Below are 14,814 nucleotides of genomic sequence, written 5' to 3'. Positions count from 1 at the left end.
CGGATCTGTCGAAAGTCATGCCCGCACGCAGGAAGTCGGACCGGCGGACGCCCCCGGAGGCGATCAGGGACGGTGCGACGGAGGCCAGGGCGTGGCGCGGGGATCGGCGGTGGTGACGTGGTGGGGCTGCAGCGAGTCGAGGGTCCGGCGGAGCCGGCGCACGGCCGGGTGGTGCGGGCCTTCGCGGCGCTCACGGTCGAAGAGCAGTTGGAGCAGCCACGACCAGGCCGCCTCGGCCTCACCGAGCGCCGCGAGCAGTCCGCCGATCCGCTCGCGCAGGTCCAGCACCCGCTCCTGGTCGGTGTCCGGCCAGTCGGCGAGCAGCGCCCGGTACTCGGCGAGTGCCTCGGCCCCCCGGCCGAGCTGTTCGAGGCACTCGGCGGCCCGGTACCGGTACTCCACGGCCGCCCGGCCGCGCGGACCGCCCTCGGCGGTGGCGGCGAGCTGCCGGTACTCCGGGAGCGCCTCGCGGTGGCGCCGCTCCTGCAGGAGGGTGCGGGCGTAGATGGCCCGGACGGTGCCGGCCAGCCCGGAGCCGTCGCCGAGCTCGGCCCGGACCCGGGGCAGCAGCCGGGCGGCGAGGTCGATCACCTCGGCACGCCGTCCGGCGTCGACCAGGTCGGAGAGCCGGGCGCAGGCTGCCGCGAGGTCGCCCTCCACCGGGGAGACCGGACCGGGCGGGGCGAACGGGCCGGCCGGCGGCGGGCCCTGCGAGGTGGGCGGCATCGGCACGGCGGCCATCAGGAACGGCGACGGCTCGGCACGCGGCGGAGCGGGCGGCGCCGCTGGCACCGCCGCCCGACCCGGCTGCGGCGCGGGTTCCGCCGCCCGGGGCTGCGGCTGGAGCGGGTGCCGGTAGGGCCGGGACGGGTCGGGCAGCGGTCCGTACCGGGGCTGCGGCACCGGGACGGCGGCGGGAAGCAGCGGGAGCAGCCGCCCGTAGACCTCCTGCGCGTCGGCCGGACGCTCCTCGGGCCGCTTGGCGAGCAGGTCGAGGACCAGCCGCTCCAACGGCGCCGGCACCTCGGGGCGCAGCTCGCGCAACGGCACCGGCGGGTCGTCGACATGACGGCGCAGCAGGCCCAGCGCGGTGGGTGCGCGGAACGGCCCCTCGCCGGCGAGCATCTCGTGCAGCAGGCAGCCGAGCGCGTACAGGTCGCTGCGCGGGTCGACGGTCGCGGCCAGGGCCTGCTCGGGGGCCATGTACGACGGGCTGCCGATCGGGACGCCGGTGAGGGTGAGGCGGGTGGCCTCGGGGTCGAGTGCGGTGGCGATGCCGAGGTCCAGCAGGACGGTCCGGCCGTCCTCACGGACCATCACGTTGCTGGGTTTCAGGTCGCGGTGGACGACCGGCACCGCGTGGACGGCGGCCAGCGCGGTGCAGAGCTGCGCGGCCACGGCGACCGCACGCTCGACCGGGAACGGCGCGTCCTCGGCGATCAGGTCGGCCAGGCTGACGCCGGTGACCCGCTGCATGACGAGGTACAGCTCGCCGCCGTCCTCGCCGGCGTCGAAGACGGTGACGAGGCCCGGGTGGTCGAGGGCCGCGGTGGTGCGGCACTCGCGGAGGAAGCGGCGGCGGAGGTCGTCGCCGGGCGCGCGGTGGTCCCCGCCGCGCCCGGCGTCGGCCCCCGTGGCGGCGAGGAGCCGGTCGGGGCGGAGCAGTTTGACGGCGACCGGGCGGAAGAGCCGTTCGTCGTGGCCCGCCCAGACCTGGCCCATGCCGCCGTGGCCGATCTTCTCGGTGAGGCGGTAGCGGCCCCCGATCACCCGGGCCACCGTCACGGCCGGCCCTCGCGGGCCTGGCGGCGCAGCAGTTCGCCCAGCTCGCGCAGTTCGTCGGAGGTCGCGGGGCCGGCGTCCGGGGCCGGCGCGGGCGGGTACGGCGCGGCGGCGGCGAACGGCTGGGCGGGGGTGCCGAACGGCTGGGCCGGAGTCCCGAACGGCGCCGGAGTGCCGAAGGGCTGGGCGCCGAAGGGCTGGGCGGGGGCGGTGAAGGGCTGGGCGGGGGCGGTGAAGGGCTGGGCGGCCGTGGGCGCGGCGGGGGCCGGGTAGCCGTACGCCGGCTGGGCCGGGTAGGGGGCGGTGACGGCCCGCGGGGCGTAGTGACCGCCCGGCGCCGCCGGGTGCGGGCGGCCCGCCTCCCAGACCGCACGCCGGTCCATCACCAGGAAGTGCGCCGGCGGGACGAACCACATCAGCACCATCATCACCATGCCGACCGTGTCGGCGGTGGGGGCGCTGCCCTTGGGGCCGTTGCCGGCGACCCCGATCGCGACGATGTAGGCGAGGAAGAGCCCGGCGAAGGCGACCGCACCGACGATGTCGTACGCCCGGCGCCGGCGGACCGCCAGCAGCAGGGACGGCACCATGCCGAGCAGGCCGATCGAGAGCAGCGGGGCGAGCACCACCAGCACCCGGCCGAGCACCCCGTACGGGCCGGCGGGCCGCGGCCCGGACGGCACCGGGCCCATGACGGTCGGCGGCCCGGGGTAGGGCACCGCGCCCGGTATGCCCCCGGCGGGCCCACCGCCAGGGAAGGCGCCGCCGGGCGGTGGGCCGAACTGCCCGGGGTACTGCCCTGACATGCGCGCTCCTGAGCGGGTGAGTACGGCGGCCGTCCGGGTCACGGAGCGACCCCGCACACCGTACCGCCCCCACCCGACGGGCCGGGATCCCTCGGACCGCCTCCGCAGCCCGGGCAGTGGACCTCCCACCCGCCCCGGTCTGCCGCGGCCGGTCCGCCGGACGGCCCGTCAGGGGGTGTGCGGCGGCGCGGCCGTCCCGGTGGCGAGGGCGTCGGTGAGGGCCTGGGTGAGGACGCGGCCGAGCACGGCGGCCTGCTGCAGGGTGGTGTCGAACGCGGTGAGGCGGGCGAACGCCTCGCCGAGGCGCCGCTGTTCGGCGATCGGGAGGCGGGGCAGCTCGACGCGCCGGATGTCGAGGCGGGTCGTGGTGGAGGCGTGGCTGGCGGCCCGCCGGGTGGCCGCGGTGGAGCGGAGGTGGCCGGCCAGGAAGTGCGGGTCGAGGGCGTCCGGGTCGGGCCGGAGCAGGTGGAGCTGGCGACCCAGGGCCGCGCCGGCCGGCGGTCCCGCCGGGCCGACGACCCGGGCACCGGCCCCGCCGAGGGCCGGCACGACGACGTCGCCGGGCCTGGTCAGCGGCGGGCCGTCGGCGGTCGCGGCCGACCGGTCGAGAACGGCACCGGGCGGGGTACCGGCGGCGAGGTCCTGGTCGGTGAGCACGGGCGTGCCGGTCGGGTCGGCGTCGACCGGCCGGCCGGGTGCGCCGCTGCCGGAGGAGTACACCTCCAGGACGCCGGCCCGGACCAGTTCCCCCAGCGTGACGACCGCGCCGGTGCCCACGCCTGCGCCCGCCCCGGAACCGGCCCCGAAACCCGCTTCGGAGCCCGCTTCGGAGCCCGTCCCGAAGCCCGAGCCGGTCGGCTCCGGGAGCAGCGCGCCGGGGTCGCCCAGGGCGTCGAGCATCTCGGTCAGCCGGCCGCTGAGGTGGGACAGTTCGGCCGCGCCGCCGAGCGGGGCGGCGGGCGGGACGTGGCGGGTGGGCGAGAGGTCGGTCTCGTCGTCGAGCAGGTCGATCGCCGCCATGGTCCGGTACTCGCCGGGGCGGTCCGGGGGGAGCGGCAGGCTCTCACGGGCGGCGAGGTCGAAGGCGCGCCAGGCGTCCAGGACGGTCCGGTGCAGGTCGGGCCAGCGGACCTTGTCCCGGCCGCCCTCCGCGGTGTCGGCCGGGGAGGCCGGGGCGGAGGTCGCGTCCAGCAGCAGCACCTGCCGGAAGTCGTCCCCCGGGCGCGGGGCGCGCAGCACCCAGAGGTGCAGCGGCACGCCGTACGGGGGTGCGGCGCCGGCGGGGAGCGCGACGACGGCGCGCAGGGCGCCGCTGCGCAACAGTTCGGCCCGGACCCGGCGGCCTGCCCGGCGGGTCGCGACGGTCGGGGGGAGGAAGAGGGCCGCGAGGCCGCCCGGGCGGGTGTGGGCGAGGCAGTGCAGCACCCAGGCGAGTTCGGACTCGCCGCGCGGCGGCACGAGACCGCCGGGCCACCGGTGGTCGAACTGCAGCTCGTCGTGGCCCCAGTCCCGCTCGTTGTACGGGGGCTGGCAGAGCACCGCGTCGAAGGTGCGGCCGGGGTGGGCGTCGGCGCGCAGGGCGTCGCCGGCACGCAGGTCGAGCGGGAGCGGCCCGGGGTCGGCGGCGGGCGTGTGCAGGGCGAGCCGGAGCCGGGCGAGCGCGGCGGTGACCGGGTCGGCGTCCTGGCCGTACCGGCCGGTGGTCGGGGGCAGGGCGAGCAGCAGCGCGCCGAGGCCGGTGGCCGGGTCGAGCACGGTGGCGGGCACACCGGCGACGGCGGCGAGCAGGCCGGCGGCCTCCGGCGGGGTCGGGCTGAGCTGCCGGGTGTTGGCCTCGGCGTAGCGGGTGAGCAGTTGCTCGAAGGCGGCGGGCGGTCCGGCCGCGGCGGAGAGTTCGGCGAGCAGGCGGGCGAGGTCCAGCTGGGTGGAGCCGAGCAGCCCGGGCAGGTGGAGGTCGGCGGCGCCGTGGGGGCCGAGGGCGGTGTCGGCCGCGTCGGCCAGCGCGCGGGGCAGGCCGGTGGCGAGCCGGGCCTCGGACTGGGCGGCGAGTGCGGTCCAGCGACCCGGTTCGCGGTGGTGCAGCAGGAGGACGGCGCCGGCCTGGACCAGCGGGGCGGCGGGGTGGCCGGCGGGGTCGCGGAGGGTCTCGACCAGCCGCCAGACGCGTTCGAGCAGGGGCAGTTCGGCGATCTTGCCCTGGGCGCGGAGCCAGGTCTCGACCTCGGCGAGGGCGAAGGCCGGGCTGCTGTCGGTGCCGCCGACCGGTCGCGGGAAGTCGGGGTGCCGGCGGCGCCAGTTGCTGACGGCGGCCCGGCCCACCCCGGCCAGCCGGGCGATCTCGACGGCGGTCACCTCGGGACGGTCCGGCATGGGGGCTCCTTCGGCGACGGCCACGACTACTACGGCTACTACGGCCTCGGCGGCGCCGGGGCTGCGACGCGCGCGGGGGCGGGCTGGGCGGGGCACCGGGCCGGCCGGTGTGATCACACAGCATAGCCAGCACCGACCTCCGGGCCGTTCACACGTGAACAGAGAGGTTTCACAACTCGTCGTTGACATCGTTCACAGTCGGTGGTGTGATTTCTCCTGTCACCGCCGCACCGGGCGGCACACCGGAAGTCCAGGAGAGCCTCATGTCCACCACCCGTCGCACCGCCGCCCTGCTGCTCGGCGCCGCGCTCGTCACCCTGACCGCGACCGCCTGCGACGCCGGCGGCGGCGCCTCCGTCTCCACCGAGGCCAAGCAGACCGCCGCCGCGACGCCGGCCGCCGAGGGCGGCTCCGCCCCGGCCAAGCCGGCCGACGGTCAGCCCGCCGCCGAGAGCAAGCCGGCCGAGGCCGCCAAGGCGCCCGACGCGGCCAAGGCCCCCGCCAAGATCGGCGACACGATCGGGCTCAAGGGCAGCCTGGACAAGGGCAACACCGCCGACGTCACCGCGGTGAAGGTGGTCGACCCTGCCGAGAGCGCCAACGCGTACCTCAAGGCCGAGGACGGCAAGCACTACGTGGCCGTGCAGTTCCAGATCAAGCCGACCGGCTCGAAGGCCTACAGCGAGGCGCCGTGGAGCAGCGCCAAGGTGGTCGACGCCCAGGGCCAGTCCTACGGCCCGACGCTCGCCGAGACCAAGGCCGGCCAGTCCTTCCAGACCCCGACCAACATCGCCGGCGGCGAGACGGGCAAGGGCTTCGTCGTCTTCGAGGTCCCGAACGGCACCAAGCTGGACAAGGTCCAGTTCTCCCTCGACAACGGCTTCGCCCAGCAGGTCGGCCAGTGGAAGATCGGCTGACGGCCCTGTGCACAGCCCCGCGGCGGCATCGGTCCGGGCCCGGCGGGAACGGCGCGAACGCGAACGGCGCGAACGGCGGGCACGGCGCGAACGCGAACGGCGGCCCCGGGCGTCACCGCCCGAGACCGCCGCCCACCGGGGATCCCCGGCTACTGCTTCTTCGCCCCCGCCAGGTCGTCGAACATCGCCGACAGGAACTCCCGGCACCACGCCAGCAGCTCCCGCCCGACCAGCGGCTTGCCGCCGATCCGGCCCGTGGCCGGCCGCGGCACCAGAAGCAGCCGGGTGGACGCCTTCACCTGGCTCCGCGGGTAGAGCCGGTTCAGCCGCAGCTGCTGCGACTCCCTCAGCTCCACCGGACCGAACCGCACGTTGGAGCCCTGCAACGTGATGTCCGAGATCCCGCAACGCCGGGCGTACAGCCGCAGCGCCGCCACCATCAGCAGGTTCTCCACCGCGTCGGGCAGCTTGCCGTACCGGTCGACCAGCTCGTCCCGGACCTGCGTGATGTCCTCCTCCGAGTTGACCGCCGCGATCGAGCGGTACGCCTGGAGCCGCAGGCGCTCGCCGGGCGCGTAGTCGTGCGGCACGTGGGCGTCGACCGGAAGCTCGATCTTCACCTCCAGCGGCTCCTCCTCCGGCTCGCCGCCGTTGGTCAGCGACTCCCGGAACTCGGCCACCGCCTCGCCGACCATCCGCATGTAGAGGTCGAAGCCGACACCCGCGATGTGCCCGGACTGCTCACCGCCGAGCAGGTTGCCCGCCCCGCGGATCTCCAGGTCCTTCATCGCGACGTACATGCCCGCACCCATCTCGGTGTGCTGGGCGATGGTCGCCAACCGCTCGTGGGCGGTCTCGGTCAGCGGCTTCTCCGGCGGGTACAGCATGTACGCGTACCCGCGCTCCCGCCCACGGCCCACCCGGCCGCGCAGCTGGTGCAACTGGGAGAGGCCGAAGGTGTCGCCGCGCTCGACGATCAGGGTGTTGGCGTTGGAGATGTCGATGCCCGACTCCACGATCGTGGTCGACACCAGGACGTCGAACTCCTTCTCCCAGAAGTCGACGACCACCTTCTCCAGCTGGGTCTCCCCCATCTGCCCGTGCGCGGTGGCGACCCGCGCCTCGGGCACGAGGTCCTTCAGCCGGGCCGCCGCCTTGTCGATCGACTCCACCCGGTTGTGGATGTAGAACACCTGGCCCTCGCGCAGGAGTTCACGCCGGATGGCGGCCGAGATCTGCTTCTCGTCGTACGGGCCGACGAACGTCAGCACCGGGTGCCGTTCCTCCGGCGGGGTGGTGATGGTGGACATCTCGCGGATCCCGGTGACGGCCATCTCCAGGGTTCGCGGGATCGGGGTGGCGGACATCGTCAGCACGTCCACGTTGGCCCGCAGCTTCTTCAGCTGCTCCTTGTGCTCGACGCCGAACCGCTGCTCCTCGTCGACGATGACCAGTCCGAGGTCCTTGAAGCGGGTCTCCGAGGAGAACAGCCGGTGGGTCCCGATGACCACGTCCACCGACCCCTCGAACAGGCCCTCCAGCACGGCCTTCGCCTCGGAGTCGCTCTGGAAGCGGGACAGCGCCTTCACCGTGACCGGGAAGTTGGCGTACCGCTCCGCGAAGGTCGAGAAGTGCTGCTGCACCAGCAGCGTGGTCGGCACCAGCACCGCCACCTGCTTGCCGTCCTGTACCGCCTTGAAGGCGGCCCGCACCGCGATCTCCGTCTTGCCGTAGCCGACGTCGCCGCAGATCAGCCGGTCCATCGGGACGGACTTCTCCATGTCCGCCTTGACCTCGGCGATGGTGGTCAGCTGGTCGGGCGTCTCCGCGTACGGGAAGGCGTCCTCCAGTTCGCGCTGCCAGGGGGTGTCCGGCCCGAAGGTGTGGCCGGGCGCGGCCATCCGGGCCGAGTACAGCTTGATCAGGTCCGCGGCGATCTCCTTGACCGCCTTCTTGGCGCGCTGCTTGGTCTTCGCCCAGTCCGCGCCGCCGAGCCGGTGCAGCGTCGGGGCCTCGCCGCCGACGTACTTGGTGACCTGGTCCAGCTGGTCGGTGGGCACGAAGAGCCGGTCGCCGGGGTGGCCCCGCTTGGCCGGCGCGTACTCCAGCACCAGGTACTCGCGGGTCGCGCCCTGCACGGTGCGCTGCACCATCTCGACGTACCGGCCGACGCCGTGCGCCTCGTGGACGACGTAGTCGCCGGCGGCCAGCGCCAGCGGGTCGATCGCGTTCCGGCGCCGGGACGGCATCCGCCGCATGTCCTTGGTCGAGGACTTCTGGCCGGACAGGTCGGTCTCGGTGATCACGGTCAGCTTGAGCGTCTCGTCGACGAAACCGTGCTCGATCGAGCCGCAGGCGACGTAGACCACGTCCCGGGTCGGCGCCTCCGCGAGGTCGGCGACCAGCCGGGCCGGGATGCCCTCGTTGCCGAGCACCTCGGCGAGGCGGCTCGCCGGTCCGTGCCCCTCCGTCACCATGACGACCCGCCAGTCGGCGGCCAGCCGCTCCTTGGCGTCGGCGATCGCCCGGGCGGTGTCGCCCCGGTACGCCTCGACCGCGTGCATGCCCAGCGTCAGGGTGTTGGCGTCGAACTCCAGCACCTCGTGCACCGAGGACTCGCTGGTGGCGAACGGGCTGACCGACCACCAGGGCAGCCCGATCTCGGCGGCGTGCTCGCGCACCTCGGCGAGTGAGCGCAGCGAGGCGGCCGAGACGTCGATCGCCTCCAGGTCGATCGGCCGGTCCCCGCCGGCCGCGGCCGCCACCCAGGAGGCGTGCAGGAACTCCTGGCTGGTCGCCACCAGGTCGGCGGCCCGGGTGCGGACCCGCTCCGGGTCGCAGACCACCGCGACCGAGCCGAGCGGCAGCACGTCCAGCAGCAGCTCCATGTCGTCCACCAGGACGGGCGCCAGCGACTCCATGCCCTCGACCGCGATGCCCTCGGCGATCTTGTCCAGGATCTCGGCCAGCCCGGGGTGGTCGGCCGCCAGCGCGGCGGCCCGGGCCCGGACCTCGTCGGTCAGCAGCAGCTCGCGGCAGGGCGGCGCCCAGAGGCCGTGCTCGGCGATCTCCAGCGACCGCTGGTCGGCCACCTTGAAGTAGCGGACCTCCTCGACGTCGTCGCCCCAGAACTCCACCCGCAGCGGGTGCTCCTCGGTCGGCGGGAAGACGTCCAGGATGCCGCCGCGCACCGCGAACTCGCCGCGCTTCTCGACCAGTTCGACCCGGGAGTAGGCGGCGCCGGCGAGCTTGCGGGCCACCTCCTCCAGGTCGTGCGACTCGCCCCGCAGGACGGCCACCGGCTCCAGTTCGGCCAGCCCCTTCACCTGGGGCTGGAGCACCGAACGGACCGGCGCCACGATCACCTGCACCGGACCGGCCGCCGGGTCGTCCGCGCGGGGGTGCACGATCCGGCGGAGCACCGCCAGCCGGCGGCCCACGGTGTCCGAACGGGGCGAGAGCCGCTCGTGCGGCAGCGTCTCCCAGGCGGGGTACTCGGCGACCGCGTCCGGCGGCAACAGCGAACGCAGCGAGGCGGCGAGGTCCTCGGCCTCCCGGCCGGTGGCGGTGACGGCCAGCACCGGGCGGCCCCGCTCCCCCGCGGCCTGCCCGGCGAGCGCGCGGGCCAGCGCGGCGATCGCGAACGGCCGGGCGGCGGGCGGCCCGACCAGGTCGAGGTGGCGGCGGCCTCCGGCCGCGGTGCCGGTGGCGGTCGCGGCCTCGATCGCCTCGGCGAGCGCCGCGTCCCGCGCGACGACATCGAGCAGTCCGGTCAGGCTCATCTGGAGTCTCTTCTTCGTCCCGTGGCTGGTGCTGCCCCGGGGCCTCGAAGGCCCGCCCGGGCAACGCGAACGGCCCGGCGCGCCGAGCGGCCGGGGGTCTCCAGACTACGCCGCGAGGCAGACGCGCACGCGGCGCACGGCCGGGGGTCGCGACCGGCCCTCACCGAACGCCGTCCCGACGGCGTCCGGACGGCGTTCGGACGGAGCCGGGGGCGTCGACGGGGGCGTCCACGGTCCGGATCCGGAACGGGGCCCGCCCGGCGGCCGGGCGCGGACGAACCACCGCCCGCACGCTGCCGCTCCGGCTGTTTCGCCGCATTGTTCCCTCGCCGTCGCGATCTGCCACGAACTGGACATACTCCTGTCACTGCCCGTCCATGGAGATCGCGCACCATGGTGAATGTGCCCGCCGCACCCAACCGTGGGGGATGGCTGCGGAAGGCACGGTCGCACACCCGATGGGGGTCGGGAGTGCGAGGCCGGGCGACCCTGGGTGGGGGCGCCCGCCCAAGCGCCGGGAACCGTGGCGCCCTTTCCTGGAGGGCGCCACGGGTCTCGGCCTCCAGCGTTTCCGGGGCCCGCGGGCCGCGACCGTCTGCGAGTCCGCTCCCGGCTCCGTTCCCCGTGGCCGCTCCCCGCGTCCTCTCCCCGGAACCGTTCACCAGCCGCTTCCGGGCCGTTGCGAGCGACGTGCGGCGCCTCCTCCCGGCGGGACCGCTCCGCGATCCGCCCCGGAGGGCCACCTTCCGCACCTCCCGGCGCGATGCCGGGAAAACCCACGCGGTCCGGCGCCGCTCCCTACCCTGTGGTGAAGACCGTGTGGGGACGCCCGGAGGGGCCCAGGGGCGTCGCGATGGAGGGGGTTCTTCGTCATGCGCGTTGTCATCGCAGGCCAGGGCTACGTGGGACTGCCACTGGCGGTCCGCGCCGCCGAGGTCGGGCACCGGGTGGTCGGCTACGACGTGGACGAGCGCCGGATCAAGCGGCTGGCCGTCGGCGAGTCGTACGTCGAGGACATCCCCGCCGAGCGGCTGCGGCCGCTGCTGGAGAACGGAAGCTACCTGCCCTCCGCCGATCCGTCCGACGTGGCGGGCTTCGACATCGCGGTGATCACCGTGCCGACACCGCTGCGCGACGGCGCGCCCGACCTCTCCTACATCGAGGCCTCGGCCGCCCTGCTCGCCCAGCACCTGAAGCCGGGGGCGACCGTCGTCCTGGAGTCGACCACCTACCCGGGCACCACCGAGGAACTGCTCGCGCCGCTGCTGGAGGAGGGCTCCGGGCTGACCGCGGGCCGGGACTTCCACCTCGGCTACAGCCCCGAGCGGATCGACCCGGGCAACCCGACCTGGCGGCTGGAGAACACCCCGAAGGTGGTCTCCGGGATCGACCCGGCGGCGCTGGCCGCGGTCGAGGGCTTCTACGGCGAGCTGGTCGACCGGACGGTGCCGGTCTCCTCCTGCAAGGAGGCCGAACTGACCAAGCTGCTGGAGAACACCTTCCGGCACGTGAACATCGCGCTCGTCAACGAGCTCGCGATGTTCGCGCACGACCTCGGGATCGACGTCTGGGAGGCCATCGACGCGGCCTCCACCAAGCCGTTCGGCTACCTGCGCTTCACTCCCGGGCCCGGCGTGGGCGGACACTGCCTGCCGATCGACCCGTCCTACCTGTCCTGGCGGGTGGAACGGGCGCTCGGCCAGTCGTTCCGGTTCGTCGAGCTGGCCAACGACGTCAACAGCCACATGCCCGACTACGTGGTCCGGCGGCTCGCCGAGGCACTCAACGAGCGGCAGCGTTCCGTCAAGGGCTCCCGGGTGCTGCTGCTCGGGCTCGCCTACAAGAAGAACACCGGCGACGCCCGGGAGACCCCGGCCGCCAGGGTCGCCGAGCTGCTGGTCCGGATGGGCGCCGAGGTCCGGGCCGCCGACCCCCACGTGGTGGTCGGGGTGCACGTGCCCGAGCCGGTGATCCCCGGCCAGCGCGCGGCCGAGCACGACCGGCACGGCGACCCGTTCGCCGCCGTCCACCGGGTGGAGGCGAGCCCGGAGGAGCTGGCGGCGGCGGACGCGGTGGTCCTGCTCGCCGACCACGACGAGTTCGACTACGAGGCGGTCGCCACGCACGCCCGGTACGTCCTGGACTGCCGGCGCCGGCTGACCGGCGCCACGGTCGAGGTGCTCTGACTCCGACCCGTCGCGGCGGGCACCGCCCTGCGCACGGTCGTCCGCGGCTCGGCGGGGAGCCCCGATCGCGTACGGGCCGACGGACCGCAGGCCCCGGTGCCCGGTGGGGCGCCCGGGGCCTGCGGTCCGTCGGGGCCGGGGCGGGGCCGGAGCCGAAGCCGGGGCCGGGGCCCCGGGGAAGCCTCCCCCGACCGGTGTCGCACCAGAGTCAGCGGCGACGGTAGGAGACGGTGTTGGGCGTGGCGTAGCCGCTGCCGTCGTCGACGATCACGATCTTGGGGATGATCCGCGTCTCGTCCTCGACCGGCTGCCCGGCGCCCGCCACCGCGTCCTCGACCGCCGACGCCTCCGGGGGCGAGGCCGGCCGGGGAGGCACCGGACCGGTGGCCACCGGCGCGTCCACCGGTCCCGGGGTGACCCGGAGCACCGCCGTCGCCTCACCGGCGGCCGGTGCCGTGACGGGGACGGGGACGGGCTCGGGGACGGGCTCGGTCGACGCCGCCGGGACCACCGGGGCGTCGTCCTTGCGCAGGTTGGCGACCGGCAGCGGGATCTCCCCGGTGTCCGCGTCCGGGTCCACCACCGGGGCGTCCGCGGGGACGTCCGCGGGGGCGTCCGCCAGGACGACGGCCGCGCCGTCGGCCGGAGCGCCGAAGCGGCCGTCGTCGGCACCGCCGTCCGCCCGGACGCCCGCGGCCAGGGCCGCACCCGCCAGGGACCTGGCCCCGGGCTCGATCGCCCCGACCGCCGCGCCGGTGAGCGAGGCCAGGGTCCCCTTGATGTGGTCGAGGTGCTGCTGCACCGTCTCCAGCCTGGTCGCGAACTCGCGCTGCTCGCGCTCGCTCGCCGCGTTGATCCGCTCGGCCTCGCGCCGGGCCTGCTCGATCAGCTGGTCCGCCCGGGCCTGGGCCTCGGCGTCGGCCTGCTTGATCTGGCCGAGCACGGTCTCCCGGTGCTGCTCGGCCTCCTTGAGCCGCCGCTCGGCGGTGGCAGAGACGGCCGCGTCCTCGGTGTCGGCCTTGGCCTGGGCCTCGGCGAACGTCTCGTCGGCCTTGCGGCGCAGCTCGGCCAGCTTGGCCTCGGCCCGCTCGGAGGCCTCCGCCGCCGCGACCCGGACCTTGGCCGCATGGGCGGTGGCGGAGTCGCGGACGGACCGGACCTCGCGGTCGGTGTCGGCCCGGATCGCCTCGGCCTCGGCCCGGGTGCGCTCGTCGGTGCGCCGGGCGGCCCCGTCGGCGTCGGTCCGGGTGGTGGTGGCGTACTCCTTGGCGGCGCGGTCGAGCGCCTGGCCGGCCTCGTAGACCTCGTCGCGGAGGTCCTCGGCGTGGCGCTCGGCCTTCTCGCGGACGGCCAGGGCCTCGTTCTCGGCGGTCCTGGCCAGACCGGCGGCCTGGTCGCTGAGCACCTGGTAGTCCGGCTCCGGGGCGTCGGCGGCGGCCTGCTGGATCTCGGCCAGGCGGCGTTCCATCTCCCGGATCCCGGCCCCGAGCACGCTCAGCCGTTCCCACGACTCGTCTCGCCGGGCGGTGAGTGCGGTCAGGGCGCGGTCGACCTGCTCGGGCGCGTAACCGCGCCGGGCAACGGTGAAGCCGTACTGGGGGACGGCGTCGCTCATGGGCTCTTCCCCTCGTGTCGCGGGCTGCGGAGCCCATGATCGGACGGATCGGCCTGTTCCGGAACCGGGTCGGGAGATCCGGTCAGGAATCAGGCATCGAACGGATCGAAACGTACCGAGGGTGGCCGGTTGCGACCATCCTCTTGACCTATTTTGCGCAGATCGTGGCGAAACCCCAACGAAGCAGAGCCGCACCAGCACGCCGAAGGGGTCGCTCCGAACACCGGAACGACCCCTCCATCTGCACGGATCCGCGACGGCCCGCTAGAGCAGGCCGTCCCAGAACTGCTCCAGCAGCACGGCCCACCAGGTGTCCGCGGACTGGAGCGCAGCCGGGTCGATCGCGGCGAGCTGAGCCTGGAAGTCGGTGGTCCAGCGACCGGCCTGATCCGGGGTCAGCCCGTACCGCAGCCGCCACATCCGGCCCAGCAGGGCCATCGAGCGGACGAACTCCGGTACACCCGTGTTGACGAATCGGGGCGGCTCCCCGGTTCCTTCGAGATCCACCGCGACCACGTGCGCTGTGCCGTATTGCACACAGAGCTGGCGGCCGTAGTCGTTGCCGAGCACCAGGTAGCCGCCGAAGTCGGGGCCGCCCGGCAGGCCGCGTTCGGCGGCCAGCTCGGAGAGCGTCGGGATCGGGCGGCCCTCCTGGGCCTGCGCCCAGAAGAACGGACCGAACTCTCGCGGCAGGCCCGCCCACATCAGGGTCTGCGCCACCGGCTCGGGGACGCCCTGGCGGGCCACCGCGCGCTGCTCGAAGTGGAACACGTTCGGACCGAAGGCCTGGCCGAGTTCCTGTCCGAGCTGCTGCGGCGGGAGCGGCGGCAGCACCGGGACGGTGCCCGGGGCGGGCAGCGGCACCCGGAACGGCCGGACCCGCTGCGGACCGGAGGCCAGCTGGTGCAGCTCGTCCAGGTGGTCCAGCAGCTGGGCCATCCCGGCCTGCCGGGAGTGGTGGTCACGGCCGTAGTCGGCGGTGTGGGTGAGCCGGACGTTCGGCCAGGAGGCCGCGATCATCCGGTTGCAGTACCCGCCGGGCAGGTCGCACGCCTCCAGCTCGGTGTAGAGCTCCAGCACCTGCTCCGGCGGCACGTTCAGCCGGCGGAGGTCCTGGAGGATCTTCCACTCGGGGTGCGGGGTGCCGGGCTCGCTGCGGTGCAGCAGCTTCTGCTCCGAGCCGTCCGGCCCCCGGTAGCTGAGCGCGGCGAAGTAGCCGGGGCCGACCGCCGGCACCCCGGGCGGCACCGGGGCCCCCGGCGGCGGTCCGGGCACCGCGGCGGGCGGGACGGGAGCCGGCGGCACCGGCGGCCCGGCCGGGGCCGGTGCGGGCGCCTGCGCGGCGGGGGCGGGCGC

The 14,814-nt window shown here is 75.3% G+C and carries 8 protein-coding genes; 2 read left to right on the top strand and 6 right to left on the bottom strand.

Going from position 1 to position 14,814, the window contains the following annotated elements; all coding sequences use genetic code 11:
- Positions 1 to 63 precede the first annotated feature (63 nt).
- From ACFWOG_RS06860 to ACFWOG_RS06850, 3 genes are all read right to left on the bottom strand, one after another.
- Entirely contained in the window at positions 64 to 1,785 is a 1,722-nt protein-coding gene (locus tag ACFWOG_RS06860; RefSeq protein WP_380355501.1) for a protein kinase, read from the bottom strand.
- Positions 1,782 to 2,588, bottom strand: coding sequence for a hypothetical protein (locus ACFWOG_RS06855; protein WP_380355498.1), 807 nt, complete (start codon positions 2,586 to 2,588; stop codon positions 1,782 to 1,784). The genes ACFWOG_RS06860 and ACFWOG_RS06855 overlap by 4 nt, the downstream gene beginning before the upstream one ends.
- A gap of 168 nt (positions 2,589 to 2,756) precedes the next feature.
- Positions 2,757 to 4,958, bottom strand: a complete 2,202-nt coding sequence (locus ACFWOG_RS06850; RefSeq protein ID WP_380355495.1) for an N-6 DNA methylase — start codon at positions 4,956 to 4,958, stop codon at positions 2,757 to 2,759.
- Positions 4,959 to 5,221: 263 nt separating this feature from the next.
- On the opposite strand from ACFWOG_RS06850, the gene ACFWOG_RS06845 reads away from it, so the two are divergent.
- Positions 5,222 to 5,875, top strand: a complete 654-nt coding sequence (locus ACFWOG_RS06845) for a DUF4352 domain-containing protein (RefSeq protein ID WP_355406552.1) — start codon at positions 5,222 to 5,224, stop codon at positions 5,873 to 5,875.
- 149 nt (positions 5,876 to 6,024) lie between these two features.
- Here ACFWOG_RS06845 and mfd read toward each other — a convergent pair whose 3' ends face one another.
- A complete protein-coding gene (gene mfd, locus ACFWOG_RS06840; RefSeq protein ID WP_329947926.1) occupies positions 6,025 to 9,657 on the bottom strand; it encodes a transcription-repair coupling factor in 3,633 nt (1,210 codons plus the stop codon).
- Positions 9,658 to 10,529: 872 nt separating this feature from the next.
- Here mfd and ACFWOG_RS06835 point away from each other — a divergent pair.
- Positions 10,530 to 11,843, top strand: coding sequence for a nucleotide sugar dehydrogenase (locus tag ACFWOG_RS06835; RefSeq protein WP_329947927.1), 1,314 nt, complete (start codon positions 10,530 to 10,532; stop codon positions 11,841 to 11,843).
- A 208-nt stretch (positions 11,844 to 12,051) separates the two neighbouring features.
- Here ACFWOG_RS06835 and ACFWOG_RS06830 read toward each other — a convergent pair whose 3' ends face one another.
- Positions 12,052 to 13,458 (bottom strand): hypothetical protein, encoded by a 1,407-nt coding sequence (locus tag ACFWOG_RS06830; protein WP_380355489.1) that lies wholly within the window; start codon positions 13,456 to 13,458, stop codon positions 12,052 to 12,054.
- A gap of 264 nt (positions 13,459 to 13,722) precedes the next feature.
- A partial coding sequence (locus ACFWOG_RS06825) for an SUKH-4 family immunity protein (RefSeq protein WP_380355487.1) occupies positions 13,723 to 14,814 on the bottom strand: 1,092 nt, incomplete at its 5' end.

It is taken from the genome of Kitasatospora sp. NPDC058406 (assembly GCF_042722765.1).
Taxonomy (GTDB): domain Bacteria; phylum Actinomycetota; class Actinomycetes; order Streptomycetales; family Streptomycetaceae; genus Kitasatospora.
Note: the sequence above shows the minus strand (reverse complement) of the source record. Positions and strands in the feature narration are given on the sequence as shown.